This is a genomic window from Mumia sp., from assembly GCF_028803055.1.
Classification (GTDB): Bacteria; Actinomycetota; Actinomycetes; order Propionibacteriales; family Nocardioidaceae; genus Mumia.
In genome coordinates, this window is the sequence record NZ_JARBCJ010000087.1 from 1 (window position 1) to 13,403 (window position 13,403).

General features: G+C 70.5%; 14 protein-coding genes and 1 pseudogene. 10 read left to right on the plus strand and 5 right to left on the minus strand.

Features of this window, described 5'->3' with window-relative positions:
• Positions 1-748: acyl-CoA dehydrogenase (locus PV363_RS09965; RefSeq protein ID WP_301022247.1), on the plus strand; the 748-nt coding region annotated here is incomplete at its 5' end.
• Here the strand turns inward: PV363_RS09965 and PV363_RS09970 are convergent.
• Positions 749-1,378, minus strand: a complete 630-nt coding sequence (locus tag PV363_RS09970) for a nucleoside/nucleotide kinase family protein (protein ID WP_301022248.1) — start codon at positions 1,376-1,378, stop codon at positions 749-751.
• 85 nt (positions 1,379-1,463) lie between these two features.
• On the opposite strand from PV363_RS09970, the gene PV363_RS09975 reads away from it, so the two are divergent.
• The 3 genes from PV363_RS09975 to PV363_RS09985 all read left to right on the plus strand — a co-directional run bounded on the left by PV363_RS09975 (position 1,464) and on the right by PV363_RS09985 (position 3,326).
• The gene (locus tag PV363_RS09975; protein WP_220343200.1) at positions 1,464-2,063 is read left to right on the plus strand and encodes a sulfite oxidase-like oxidoreductase; all 600 of its coding nucleotides are present in this window, start codon (positions 1,464-1,466) and stop codon (positions 2,061-2,063) included.
• A 38-nt stretch (positions 2,064-2,101) separates the two neighbouring features.
• Positions 2,102-2,797, plus strand: a complete 696-nt coding sequence (locus PV363_RS09980) for a ferredoxin reductase (protein WP_301022249.1) — start codon at positions 2,102-2,104, stop codon at positions 2,795-2,797.
• Between the two features lie 73 nt (positions 2,798-2,870).
• Positions 2,871-3,326, plus strand: a complete 456-nt coding sequence (locus PV363_RS09985) for a hypothetical protein (protein WP_220343201.1) — start codon at positions 2,871-2,873, stop codon at positions 3,324-3,326.
• Between the two features lie 5 nt (positions 3,327-3,331).
• On the opposite strand, the gene PV363_RS09990 is transcribed toward PV363_RS09985, so the two are convergent.
• Positions 3,332-4,291 (minus strand): hypothetical protein, encoded by a 960-nt coding sequence (locus tag PV363_RS09990; RefSeq protein ID WP_301022250.1) that lies wholly within the window; start codon positions 4,289-4,291, stop codon positions 3,332-3,334.
• Positions 4,292-4,437: 146 nt separating this feature from the next.
• Between PV363_RS09990 and PV363_RS09995 the strand changes: the two genes are divergently transcribed.
• The 4 genes from PV363_RS09995 (at position 4,438) to PV363_RS10010 (ending at position 7,339) form a co-directional block, all read left to right on the plus strand.
• Positions 4,438-5,061, plus strand: coding sequence for a vitamin K epoxide reductase family protein (locus PV363_RS09995; RefSeq protein ID WP_220343203.1), 624 nt, complete (start codon positions 4,438-4,440; stop codon positions 5,059-5,061).
• A gap of 126 nt (positions 5,062-5,187) precedes the next feature.
• Complete coding sequence (locus PV363_RS10000) at positions 5,188-5,667, plus strand: DUF6069 family protein (RefSeq protein WP_301022251.1); 480 nt, start codon at positions 5,188-5,190, stop codon at positions 5,665-5,667.
• A 5-nt stretch (positions 5,668-5,672) separates the two neighbouring features.
• A complete protein-coding gene (locus PV363_RS10005; protein WP_301022252.1) occupies positions 5,673-6,737 on the plus strand; it encodes a sensor histidine kinase in 1,065 nt (354 codons plus the stop codon).
• Positions 6,734-7,339, plus strand: a complete 606-nt coding sequence (locus PV363_RS10010; protein ID WP_220343206.1) for a response regulator transcription factor — start codon at positions 6,734-6,736, stop codon at positions 7,337-7,339. The genes PV363_RS10005 and PV363_RS10010 overlap by 4 nt, the downstream gene beginning before the upstream one ends.
• Positions 7,340-7,346: 7 nt before the next feature.
• On the opposite strand, the gene PV363_RS10015 is transcribed toward PV363_RS10010, so the two are convergent.
• A complete protein-coding gene (locus PV363_RS10015) occupies positions 7,347-8,699 on the minus strand; it encodes a GH1 family beta-glucosidase (protein ID WP_301022253.1) in 1,353 nt (450 codons plus the stop codon).
• Between the two features lie 11 nt (positions 8,700-8,710).
• On the opposite strand from PV363_RS10015, the gene PV363_RS10020 reads away from it, so the two are divergent.
• Entirely contained in the window at positions 8,711-9,925 is a 1,215-nt protein-coding gene (locus PV363_RS10020) for an MFS transporter (protein ID WP_366525469.1), read from the plus strand.
• Between the two features lie 365 nt (positions 9,926-10,290).
• Here PV363_RS10020 and PV363_RS10025 read toward each other — a convergent pair whose 3' ends face one another.
• Both PV363_RS10025 and PV363_RS10030 read right to left on the minus strand, forming a co-directional pair.
• Positions 10,291-10,938: a LysE family translocator gene (locus PV363_RS10025; protein ID WP_220343209.1), complete on the minus strand. Its 648-nt coding sequence runs from the start codon at positions 10,936-10,938 to the stop codon at positions 10,291-10,293.
• Between the two features lie 1,033 nt (positions 10,939-11,971).
• Complete coding sequence (locus PV363_RS10030; protein ID WP_220343211.1) at positions 11,972-13,138, minus strand: pyridoxal phosphate-dependent aminotransferase; 1,167 nt, start codon at positions 13,136-13,138, stop codon at positions 11,972-11,974.
• 56 nt (positions 13,139-13,194) lie between these two features.
• Here PV363_RS10030 and PV363_RS10035 point away from each other — a divergent pair.
• Positions 13,195-13,403, plus strand: a pseudogene (locus tag PV363_RS10035) (hypothetical protein); the annotation flags it as partial.

Here is a 13,403-nt window from a genome sequence, read left to right on the forward strand (position 1 = left end):
GCGCACCAGGGCGGTGCGCGTCGACGACGGGTGGTCGATCACCGGGGAGAAGCGGTTCATCACCAACGCTCCGCTCGCCGCCCTCTTCATGGTGTTCGCCCGCGTCGACGCGGAGGAGGGCGACCAGATCGCGGTCTTCCTCGTGCCGGGCGGCACGGCGGGGGTCACCGTCGGACCGCACGACCGCAAGATGGGCCAGGAAGGCGCCTGGACGGCCGACGTGCACCTCGACGACGTCCGCGTCCCGGACGACGCGCTGGTCGGCGGCGCGGTCGACGTCGGCTACCGCGCCGCGATGACGTCGCTGGCCAAAGGCCGCGTCCACATCGCCGCGCTCGCGGTGGGCCAGGCGCAGCGGGCCCTCGACGAGTCGGTCGCGTACGCAGCGACGGCCACCCAGGGAGGCACGCCCATCGGTGACTTCCAGCTCGTCCAGGCGATGCTGGCCGACCAGCAGGTCGGTGTCCTCGCCGGCCGCAGCCTCGTCCGCGACACCGCCCGCCGCTTCGTCAGCGGAGAGGACCGCCGGATCGGCCCGTCCGCGGCGAAGCTGTACTGCACGGAGATGGCCGGCCGCGTCGCCGACCTCGCGGTCCAGGTCCACGGCGGCTCCGGCTACATGAGGGACTCGACCGTCGAGCGCATCTATCGCGACGTCCGACTCCTCCGCCTCTATGAAGGCACGAGCGAGATCCAGCGCCTGATCATCGGCTCGAACCTCCTGCGGGAGCAGCGCCGCAACGCCTGATCAGGTCAGCCGGACGACGACGTCGGCCCGTGCTCGCGTGGCCTCGACCAGCCGCGCGTTGGCCTGGTCGCTGCGCGCCACCCACGCCTCGGCCTCGGCCGGCGACTTCCCGAAGGCGACGTGCCGCGCCACGAGCCGGCGTACGCGGAGCTCCTCGTCCTCGGCGAGGAACCACACCTCGTCGAGCAGCGCTCTCACCGCCTGCCAGCCGGGCTCCTCGAGCAGGAGGTAGTTGCCCTCGGTGAGCACGAGCTCGGCGGCACGCGGAACCGCGATCGCCCCGGCCACGGGCTGCTCCAGCTCGCGCTCGAACGCCGGGCCGTAGACGACCTCCTCCTCGCGGCGGGCGATCCGGCGGAGCGTGGCGGCGTACCCGCCGACGTCGAAGGTCGTGGGCGCCCCCTTCACGTCGCGCAGCCCCAGCCGGTCCAGAGTGACGTCGGCCAGGTGGAACCCGTCCATCGGGAGGTGCGCGACGTCCAGATCGGTCGCCCTCGCAAGGAGCTCCCCGACGAGCCACGACTTGCCCACCCCCGGTGCGCCGGTGATCCCGAGGAGGCGTCCACCGTCTCGTACGAGTCGGTGAGCGCGGTCGGCAGCCCGGTCGAGGTCGTCCACGACGATCGTCACGCACACCAGTGTGTCGTGCACGAGCCGTGCGGGCAGGCGGTCGGACCCTCTACGCTCGTGCTCTGCCCACCCGACGGAGGACGCGATGAACATCATCACGCGAGGGTTCCGCGGCCGGCGCGGTGACGACGACGTCACCCTTCCCCCGGGGCAGTACCTCGAGCGTGGCTTCCCGGTGCTGTCGGCCGGACCCACCCCGCAGGTCGCCCCGGGGGCCTGGTCCTTCACGATCACCACCGAGGGCGGCGAGAAGCACCACTGGAGCTGGATGGAGCTGCAGGCGCTCCCGCGCGAGGACATCACCGTCGACATCCACTGCGTCACCAAGTGGAGCAAGCTCGGCACCCGGTGGACAGGAGTCAGCCTCGACGTCCTGCTGTCGGGCATCGACACCGGCGCTTCGTACGCGATGGCGCACTCGTACGGCGGCTACACCACCAACCTCCCGCTCGCGGACCTGCGCGACGGACAGGCGTGGGTCGCGTACGGCTACGACGGGCAGCCGCTCCGGCCCGAGCACGGCGGACCGGCACGGCTCCTCGTGCCCCACCTCTACTTCTGGAAGTCCGCAAAGTGGGTCACCGGGCTCGAGCTGATGACCACGGACCGGCAAGGGTTCTGGGAACGCGCGGGCTACCACGACTACGGCGACCCCTGGCGCGAGCAGCGCTACGCGGGCGACTGAGGCCCCGGCACGTGACCGGGATGCCGTGGAGGCGAGCCGTGGTGCTCGCCCGTCGCACCGAGACGGCGACTGCCGCGACGCTTCTCCTGCACGTCGAGGGGCAGCCGGCGGCGACCGCCGGGCAGCGGGTGGAGATCCGCCTCACCGCCGAGGACGGATACACCGCCGACCGCGAATACTCGCTCGCGCGGGCAGGAGAGCCGGACCGGGCCGAGATCACGGTCCAGGCGATCGACGGCGGTGAGGTGTCGCCCTTCCTGGTCGACGAGCTCGAGATCGGCTCCGAGCTGCAGGTGCGCGGACCGATCGGTGGATGGTTCGTGTGGCGGCCGGACCAGACCGAGCCCGTGCTCCTGGTCGCCGGCGGCTCGGGCATCGTCCCGCTCATGGCGATGGTTCGTGCGCGCAGGGAGGCCGGCAGCAAGGCCCCCTTCCGGCTCGTCTACTCCGTCCGCTCGCGCGAGGAGATGTTCTACCGCTCGGAGCTGCGCATGCCCGATCCGGGTGTCGACGTCACCGAGGTCTACACCCGAGAGGCGCCCGAGGGGTCTCGCCGTCCGGCCGGACGGCTCACCGTCGCCGACGTGAACACGGGCGGGTGGCCGCCCGACTTCGCGCCGACCGCCTACATCTGCGGGCCGACGGGCTTCGTCGAGAGTGCCGCGGACATGCTTCTCGCCCTCGGTCACGACGCGCGCCGGATCCGCACCGAGCGCTTCGGCCCGACGAGCTGACCGCACGACGGATGCGGACCATCGTCCCGGACGCCATGATGGCCGGGATCACCACCACCAGAGGGGGCGCCTGATGACGGGCAGCAGCAGCGACGTGGAGATTCACATCGGCGAGGGTCTCGCGGGGACGCAGACCGTGGAGGTGGCGGTCTCGGAGAAGGGGACCGCTGAGCTCCTCGCGGCCCTCGACGAGCACGACATCGGCCACGACGTGCTCGACAAGCGCGTCGAGTCCCTCCCTGGGGGCACCGTCCTCGCCGTCGGCTCGTTCCACCTCGGGCAGGGCGGTGCCGGGCTCGGAGACGCGCTCGCCGACTGCGCCCGACGCCTCGAGCCGGTGGTCCCCGTGGTCACGATCGGAGGGACCCCGTACGAGGTGGCCGAGTCCGGAGCCGTCGCCTCGGCGCTCGTCGCACTCCGTGCCGCCCAGGACGAGCGGGACGCCGCCGCCGCCGAGGCCCGGTCGGAGTGGGAGCGTGACTACGAGCAGGAGCAGGGGGCGGAGGACTCCGAAGAGCCCAAGGGCTGACGGCCTCAGGCGGCGCGGAACCACTTGGCGAGCTTGTCGAGCTCGCCCTCGGAGCTGGGGCGGTCGGACTCGCCGGACTCGTCAGCGTCCGCGGGCTCGTCCGCTGCGCGATCTTCGACCACCGGCCGCTCGACCGTGGGCTCCTCGGCCTCAGGGCCTGTCTCGGCCTCAGGACCGGCCTCATCCTCAGGCCCAGCCTCGGCCACCGGCTCCTCCGGTGTGGCTTCGGCCTCCGCGGTCGGCATCCACCCCGCCGGCACCGGCAGATACGGCCGAGGCACTCCGGGGTCGTTGAGCAGCGACGTCAGCCGGTCCAGCTCGCGGGCGAGCTGGATCTCCGGGGCGACCTCCTCCTCGACGACGAGGTACTTCGCGATGCTCTCCTCGCGTGCGATCGCGGCGGCGCTGCGGGTCGGCTCGGCGGCCGAGCTCTCGACCGAGGCCGGGCGAGGCGTGGGGAAGACGAGGCCGGTGCTGTCCAGTCGGGCCGCGTGGACCGTACGGACGACGAGGACCGCCGTGAGCACCAGCGTCGCGGTGACCCACCCGGCCACCAGCTGATCGACCGGGGCGTCGGGCGCGAGGGGGAGCAGGAGGTTGAAGGGGACGAGTGCAGCGCTGAGGGCCACCAGGAACAGGGTCCCGAGCGGGCGCCACCATCGGCTCTCCCAGCCGAACAGCACGCGTTCACGCTCTTCGACCGAGCCGCGATAGTCGGGGAGGTCCGTCGGCAGCCCGTTGAGCCATCGGCGCTGGGCCCGGACGGTCCGGCGCCAGTCGCGCCGTACGAGCACGTCGGCGACCAGGCCACCGGTCATCACGGACAGCAGCACGACCAGGACCGGCACCACGAGAGCGTCCGGCAACCCCGTGACGCAGAGCAGCAGCGTCAGTGCGGCAGCGGCCGTCGTCGTGACCAGCCCGATCCACATCCGCCGCGGTGTTCGAGTACGTCCCGAGTCCATGCTCTCCTCCCTTGACGCCCCTCCGGGGATACGTAATCAGTCCAACAGGACAACGTGGTCTCGACCACTCCAAGTTCCTCGTACGCGGTGAGACGTGTCACCCGACTGCTCGGCGCGCCGGCGGCCGCACTGTCTAGGATGGGCAGGTGATCGACATCGAGGACGAGGTGACGGCGCGCGACGGTGCCGTGGACGCCACCGGGACAGCGAGCCCTCTGGCGTGGCTGATGGCGATCGGCGGCGTGATCGGACTGGTCGCCTCGGCGATGCTCACCTACGACAAGATCAAGCTCCTCGAGACCCCTGGCGCCAGCCTCGCCTGCTCGATCAACCCCTGGGTCGACTGCGGCGGCGTCGTCTCGAGCTGGCAGGCCTCACTCTTCGGCTTCCCCAACACGTTCCTGGGCCTCGCCGGCTTCTCCGTGGTGACCACGCTCGGCGTGCTGCTGCTCTCGGGCACGCGGCTGCCTGAGTGGTTCTGGGTGGGGCTCCAGGTCGGCGCGGTCCTCGCGGTCGCCCTGATCACCTTCCTGCAGTACACGAGCATCTACAACCTCGTGAAGCTGTGCCCCTACTGCATGGTGGTGTGGACGGTGACGATCCCGCTGTTCGTGGCCGTGACCGCGCGCAACCTGCGATCCTGGGCCCCGACGTCGGCGGTGACCCGCTTCGTCTCCAACTGGACGCTGCTGATCGTCCTCCTCTGGTACGTCGCCGTCGTCTCGGCGATCTGGTTCCAGTTCGGGCCTGAGCGCCTCTTCGCCTCCTGAGGGGACGGGCTGCGCGGGAGGACAGATGTCATCCCCGACTGCCCACTTTTCGCTCTGGGAGCCGCCCCACGTCGCTCCGTAGCGTCGTCCGTACGGCCCAGGTCGGGCCGTGGACGGAGGAGCGACATGACAGAGCAGCTGAGCCGGGTCGGTACGTCGGAGACCGCGGACCGGCGGGGCACCTTCCTCGACGACCTGGCAGCGGCGGTGGTGAGCGCTGCAGCCGCTGCGTTCGTCTGGTTGCTGTGGAGCCAGGTCATCGGCGTGGAGCTCGAGGTGAAGGGGTTCGGCGGCGGCGTCCAGGAGGTGGGCGTGGTGTCGGTCGTGCTCAGCACGATCGCCTTCGTCCTCGTCGGTGCGGCGTTGTTGAGATGGATGCAGCGGCGCTCGGAGGCGGGGCTGCGGTGGTGGACCTGGATCGCGACGGCTTTCGCAGTCGTCTCGCTGATGTCGCCGACCTCGGCGCTGTCGGCGCGTGCGGTGGTCGCGCTGATGAGCATTCACGTGGTCGTCGCGGCGGTGGCCATCCTGTGGTTGCGGCATGTTCACGGGCCCGTCGACGGTCCACGCGAGCGCGTCGCCGCACGCGGACGAGCAGTAGGTTGAACCTCATGGCCGAGACGTGGGGCTGCCAGGCGCGACGGTACGCCGCTGTCCTCGTCTGGGTCCCGTTGCTCGCGGGTGTCCCGTTGTTCGCCCTGCACGGCGGGTCGGCGCAGGTCCTCGGTCAGATCGCGATCCTGTCAACGGTGGCGGCAGCCTCGGTCGCCACCGTGCTGACCGGACGCGTCGCGGCACTGGTCGTCCTCGGTGTGGCGACGGTCGTCGCGTCCACGCAGGGCGAAGGCTGGATGACTCCGTGGACCCTGCTCGCGATCACCGCGCCCGTCGTCTTGAGGGGGTGGCCGTTGGCGGTGACCGTCGTCGCCGCGGCTGCCGGTTCGGCGACGGCGATGTGGAGGGTCGACGACGTCGGCGAAACGTTCTGGATCGGCGTCGCGGGGGTGCTGCTCGCTGGCGGAGCGACGACGGCCTACCTCCGGCTGCTCGAGGCGAACGCGGCGTTGCGGTGCACGCGCGCCGAGCTCGCCCGGGTGGCCGTGGCGGAGGAGCGTGAGCGGTTCTCACGCGACCTCCACGACCTCCTGGGACACACCCTGAGCGTGATGGTGGTCAAGGCGCAGGCGGTACGGAGGCTCGCGGAGCGCGACCCGGCGGCTGCGGCCGTGCACGCCGCCGACATCGAGCGGATCGGCCGCGACGCGCTCGTCGACGTACGGCGCGCGGTGGACGCGGTGCGGGCGCCGCGGCTGTCGGAGGAGCTCGAGGGCGCACGTCACGCCTTGTACGCGGCGGGGATCCGGAGCGAGGTGGTTCCCTTCGGTGGTGAGCTCCCCGAACCGGTCGACGAGACGCTCGCCTGGGTGGTGCGCGAGGGCGCGACGAACGTCATCCGGCACTCTGGCGCGACGCAGGCGACGTTCGCGCTGACCGGCGTCGACGGAGAGGTGGAGCTGACCGTCGCCGACGACGGGGTCGGGGGGCCTCTCGAGGTGAGCAGACGTGACGGTGGGCTCGAAGGGCTTCGTCGGCGGGTCGCGGCGGTGGGGGGTCTGCTGACGTACGAGCCGGCGGACGAGGGTTTCCGTCTGGTCGCGCGGGTGCCGGTGACGTGATCCGGCTCCTTCTCGCCGAGGACCAGGCGATGATGCGGGGCGCGCTCGCGGTGCTCCTCGACCTCGAGGACGACCTCGAGGTGGTCGCCCAGGTCGACGACGGCGACGACATCGTGCCGACTGCTCTCCGCGAGCGGCCGGACGTGGCACTCCTCGACATCGAGCTGCCGCATGTGAGCGGTCTGGAGGCGGCAGAGCAGCTCGCGACCGTGCTTCCGGAGTGCCGTGTCGTCATCGTCACCACCTTCGCGCGCACCGGGTACCTCCAGCGGGCGATGGCCGCCGGCGCTCGGGGCTATCTGGTCAAGGACGCGCCCGTGGAGGGCCTCGCCGATGCCATCCGGCGGGTCGCCGCCGGCGGCACCGTCGTCGACCCCGAGCTCGCCGGTGCGGCGCTGCGGGCACCCGCGAACCCGTTGACGCCGCGCGAGAAGGAGGTCCTCGCGGCAGCCGAGGACGGCTCGTCGATCGTCGACATCGCCGGCCGCGTCCACCTCTCGCCGGCCACCGTCCGCAACTACCTCTCGGTCGCGATCAGCAAGACCGGCACCCGCAACAAGACCGAGGCGGCGCTGCTGGCCCGCGACAACGGCTGGCTGTGACCCGTCCTCACCAGCCCCGGGCGATCCGGTCACGGAGCCACCCGTACGAGGCCTTCGGGGTGCGCCGGCCTGTCGAGAAGTCGACGTAGGTGAGCCCGAACCGCTGGGTGTAGCCCTCGGCCCACTCGAAGTTGTCGAGCAGCGACCACACGAGGTAGCCGCGGACGTCGACGCCGGCCGCGCGCGCCTCGCCGACCGCACCGATGTGGGCGTCGAGGAAGGCGATGCGGTCGGAGTCGTCGACCGTCCCGTCGGGCGAGAGCTCGTCGGGGTACGAGCAGCCGTTCTCGGTGACCACGATCGGCGGGAGCCCGGCCCCGTAGGTGTCGCGCAACCCGACCAGGAGCTCGGTGAGCCCGTCGGGGACGACCGGCCAGCCGAAGCCGGTCTGCGCCGGACCCTCGATCGGCACAAGCTCGAACGGGAGCGGACTGCCCGGACCGGGCGCCTTCACCTGCGTGGGGTTGTAGTAGTTGACGCCCAGCAGGTCCAGTGGCTGCCCGATCACCGACAGGTCGCCGTCTCGCACCACCGCGCCGGCACCGGCCACGGCGGCACCGAGCTCGTCGGGGTAGGCGCCACGGAGCACGCTGTCGAGGAACATCCTGTTGTGGAAGGCGTCGTACGCGCGCGCCGCGGCGGTGTCCGTCGCCGAGGTCGACGCCGCGCGTACGGGTGTCAGGTTGTTGACGAGCATCACCGGCGCGTCACCCGGCCCTGCTCGTAGCGCCTGCGTCGCGAGCCCGTGCGCGAGCAGCTGGTGGTGCCCCGCCGCGAAGGCGTCGAGGAGCAGAGTCTCTCCCGGTGCGTGGGTGCCGAAGGCGTATCCCAACGCCATGTGCACGAACGGCTCGTTGAGGGTGCCCCAGGCCGCGACCCGGTCGCCGAGCGCCTCGGCGACCACCGCGGCGTACTCGGCGAACCTCTCGGCGGTCTCGCGCGCCATCCAGCCACCGGCGTCCTGGAGGGCTTGGGGAAGGTCCCAGTGGAAGAGGGTCGGGACCGGCGCGATCCCCCGCTCCAGGAGGCCATCGAGGAGTCGGTCGTAATAGCCGATCCCTGCCTGGTTCACGGGTCCCTGGCCGCGGGGCTGCACCCGTGGCCAGGCGAGGGAGAACCGGTACGCGTTCGCGCCGAGACCGGCCAGGAGGTCGAGGTCCTCGGGCCACCGGTGGTAGGAGTCGCACGCGACCGCACCGGACGAGCTGTCGGTGACCCGGCCCGGCTCGGCGCAGAAGGTGTCCCAGATGCTCGGGCCACGTCCGTCCTCGTCGGCGGCGCCCTCGATCTGGTACGCCGCGGTCGCCGCGCCCCACCAGAACGACGAGTGACTCGCGACCCTGGTCACGCCAGCTGCCATGGGCACATACTGTGCGCGTGTCCAAGATCACGCAAGCGCCGTCGGCCGCGCTGCGTCGCGCACGGTTGGCGACGTCGGTCGGGTTCTTCCTCCAGGCCGCGATCCTGGTCACCATCTTGTCGCGGCTGCCGACGTTCGAGGACGAGCGGGGCGTGACCGAGGCCGACGTCACGATCATGCTGCTCCTCACGTCGGTCATCGCGGGGGCGGGCTCCTTGCTCGCCGAGCGGATCGCGGTGCGGCACTCGAGCGCGCTGGCTCTCCGGCTGGCCCTGCTGATCATCAGCGCGATGGTCGTCGTGGTCGGCCTGGTGGAGTCGCTGCCGGGCATGTACGTCGCCTTCGCCGTCTACGGGATCGGCGTCGGGGCGGCCGACGCGGCGACGAACATGCAGGGCGTGACCGTCCAACGGCTCTACGGCCGCAGCATCATGACCCGGTTCCACGCCATGTGGAGCATCGGCGCGATCGTCGGCGCCTTGTACGCCGCCGGCAGCGCCGAGCTCGGGATCGGACTCATGCCCTCGCTCGTCGCGCTGGGACTGGTCGGGATCGTGGTCACCGTCGTCGTCTCGCCGTCCCTCGTTGGCCCGGGCGTCGAGCAGGAGGTCACCCACGACTCCGAGGGCTCCGCCGCGTCCCTTCACGTCCCGTGGCGGCCTCTGCTGGCCCTGGGACTCGTGGTGATCGTCTTCTATCTCGCCGACACGTCGGTGATGAGCTGGAGCTCGCTCTATCTGCACAAGGCGCTCGACTCGAGCGAGACCGTCGCCCCGCTCGGATATGCGGCCTACCAACTTGGTGCCGTGATCTCGCGGCTCGCCGGCGACCGGTTCGTCAGCCGGTACGGCGCCGTGCCGGTCGTCCGCGCCGGCACCGTGGTGGGGCTGGTCGCGCTCTTCCTGGTCGTGGCCGCGCCGGTGTCGTGGATGGCGATCGCCGCCTTCGGCCTGATGGGGTTGGGGCTGCCGATCGTCATCCCGCTCGCGTTCGCTGCCGCGGGCAGCATCCCCGGCACCGATGCCGACGTCGCCATCGCACGTCTCAACCTCTTCAACTACGTCGGCAACATCGTCGGCGCGGCGCTGATCGGCGCGTTGACGACCGGTGGTCAGCTGCGGTGGATCTACGTCGTACCGCTGGTCCTCGTCCCGCTGATCCTGCTCGTGGCGCGGACGTTCGCGCCCGAGCGCGAGATCGAGGCCGTCGCCCGAGCCCGCCCCTGACGCTCGGGGGTGTCGCCGAGGCGGAGCCCAGCGGTTCCCGGCTACGCCGCCAGGCCCACGACCCGGTGACGCATGCGGGCACTCCTCGTTGAGCGCGATCACTCGCTTGGCCAGCCGGACTGGTTCGGCGAGCGGTGAGCGTCGCGAGTTCTTCACTGCGGGTGCGCCAGCGCGTCTCCGCAGGAGTTCGAGCGTCACGATATTAAGCCCGGAAACGACCGTTTCCGGACAGAAAGGGGATTCCCCGAGAATGGGGTGCCGTAAACCCCTCCCGGATCGAAACCAGTTATGGGTCCTCGGAGTTTCGGTCCTGATTTTCGGTGCGGCTGAGTTTCCGGCAACGCGACGCGAAGTGCTCCTGTCGGCTATGGCGCGACGGCGGGGGCGGGGGCGTCGATCGCGAGCTTCACGCCGATTGCACCGAGGAGCGTGCCAGTGACCCACTTCTGCCACCGCATCCAGGCCGGCTTGCGTTGTAGGAACGTGGCGACTGATCCGGCGGCGAGGATGATCGCGCCGTTCACGGCAACGCCGACGAGGATCTGGATCGCGCCGAGCTGAAATCCTTGGGCCACGATGCTGCCGGCTGCGGGGTCGATGAACTGCGGGATAAGCGCGAGGTAGAGGATCGCGACCTTCGGGTTGAGGAGGTTCGTCAGGAGCCCCATGCGAAAAAGCTTGCCGAACGAGTCCCGCGGAAGATCGTTGGTTTCGAACAGCGATTTCCCGCCCGGGCGGAGCGTCTTGTAGGCGAGCCAGAGAAGGTAGACGGCACCCGCGACCTTCAGGGCGATGAACAACCACGGGACGACGAGAAACACTGCCGCCAACCCTAGGTTTGCCATCGCCATGTACACGACGAACCCCACGGCCGTCCCGGACAGTGACATCATTCCGGCGCGCCATCCCTGACTGATGCTGCGGGAGACGAGATACATCATGTTCGGCCCCGGGGTGAGGGCGAGCCCGAGCTCGATGAGCGCGATACCGACGGCGGCGGACAGCGAGACCATGCAAGCTTCTTTCGTGAGGAGGGTTGCGGTGAGCATCCCCCTCGATGCCGAACTCCACCAAATCTCCCACTCGCTGCCGCAGGCGACAGCGCGCCCCCTTCTTGGGCGGGTGCGCCGGGGTTTCCTCCTCTTGTAGGAATCCACAACGGGCCGAAACTGATCGTTTCTGAACGATGAGCGCCGGCCTCCTCGATGTCGACGACACGCTCGGGCCGGCGGTCCCAGAACGCTGGACCGAAACCAAACGACCCGAAACTTCCCGTAGACCGCTTTCGGGATGCCGCTGGTAGCAGCGGCCCACTGAACTCTGGCGGTCTCTGGCAGCGGTCGGCAGAACGTGATGCCGTCCTCGTACCCGGGCCGCGCCCCTGCTGCCTTGGACGACGCCGTCGAAGGACTCGTTGACGTCGGGTAGAACGCCAGACGGCGCCGCTCTCGGAGTCGGTGGCCCGGCGTGTAGGACCGGCGAACTGCTGCCACGCCCGCGAGCTCCCGAAGGTGAATGACGCTGTCGCTCGTGGTCGCGGGTCACCAGTCGTCGCGCCACTCGATCGTGTCGAAATCAGCGTTGAGCCAGACAGCTGGACAGGAGATGTCCTCAGATTTGGCGACTTCGACATCTCGCTGTCGGCGCCCAGCTGCGGACATCTGGGACACAGGAAGGATCCCCGCAGCGACGTCGTCGCGTAGGTAGCTGTTCACGAAGATGGTGCCCTCGAGTTTGAATCCGAGATACTCGGGAGCGGGGGCGAGCACGGTGACGGTTGCCGTCTGGTTGGTGCGGGGCTTGAGCCATCTCGTACGGTGAACGTCATCGGCGCGAGGTGGTCCTTGTTAGTAGCGCCCACCTCGGTCAGGACGCCCTCGAAGATGTATCGAGAGCACGCGATTTCTTCGACGCCGGAGAGCTGGACGTCGCGCGCGGTAGGCCCGTCATCGCTCGACGAGCAGCCCGTGCCAAGGAGTACGGCGGCCGAACACATCCAGACCAGACTTGCTCGGCGCGCGATGGCCCCCGGGACCGCGACTCCGCTCACTGCCGGGAGCCCGACACCACGCGCAGGCGCCGCAGGGCCTCCGCGATCACCGGCTCCTGCTTGCAGAACGCCCAGCGTACGAGCGGTCGCCCGGCATCCTCGTCGTCGTAGAACACCTGCGTCGGGACGGCGACGACCCCCGCGATCTCCGGCAGCGCTCGGCAGAACTCGATGCCGTCCTCATAGCCGAGGGGTCGGATGTCGGTCGTCGCGAAGTAGGTGCCCTCGGGCACGTACGTGGTGAAGCCGACCTCGTCGAGGCCCGCGCAGAGCTGGTCGCGACGCGCCTGCAGCGTCGCGGCGAATCCCTCGAAGTACGCCGCGTCGTGCCCGAGCGCGTGAGCGATCGCCGGCTGGAGCGGAGCGCCGGAGGTGTAGGTGAGGAACTGCTTGGCGCCCACGGCCGCGCGGACGAGCTCGGGCGGACCGCTCAGCCAGCCCACCTTCCAGCCGGTGAACGAGAACGACTTCCCGCCGCTGGAGATGGTGAGCGTCCTCTCCCGCATCCCGGGGAGGGTCGCGAGGGGCACGTGCGCATGGCCGTCGAAGACGAGGTGCTCGTACACCTCGTCGGTCACCACGACGAGGTCGTGCTCGACGGCCAGGTCGCGGATCGCCTCGCGCTCCTCGGGGTTCAGCACCATCCCGGTGGGGTTGTGCGGGCTGTTGATCAGCATCATCGTGGTCCTCGGTCCGACCGCCGCCCTCAGCGCGTCGAGGTCCAGGCGGAAGTCCGGCGCACGCAGCGTCACCGGCCTGCGCACGCCGCCGGCGAACTCGAGCACCGCCACGTAGGAGTCGTAGTACGGCTCCAGGACGACGACCTCGTCGCCGGGATCGACCAGACCGAGGATCGCCGCGGCGATCGCCTCCGTGGCGCCGGTGGTCGCGGCGACCTCGGTGTTCGGGTCGAGCTCGATCCCGTACCAGCGGTGCTGGTGGTCGGCGACCGCCTGCCGGAGCGCCGGGACGCCGATCCCGGGCGCGTACTGGTTCGCCCCTGACCGCATCGCCTCGACCGCCACGTCGATCACGTCCTGCGGGCCGTCGGTGTCGGGGAACCCCTGCCCGAGGTTCACCGCTCCGGTGCGTACGGCGAGCGCCGACATCTCGGCGAAGATCGTGGTCCCGAGGCCGGCGACGCGCATGCTGCTGGTCTTCATCGCCCTGACTCTAGGTGTCGACGGTGCCGTCGGTCTCCCGGTGCGAGACTGGACGGGTGTCAACCGCGACCGTGTCGCCACCGCGACGCCCGAGCCGGCGCCGTACGCCGCTGGGGCGGGCGCTGACCGCGTTGGGGGTCGTGCTGGTGCTCGTCGGCGTCGGCATGCTGGGCTACGTCGGATGGCAGTACTTCGGGACCAACATCGTCTCCAAGCAGCAGCAGGCCGAGATCCGCGACGACCTCGTCAAGTCGTGGGCGTCTCC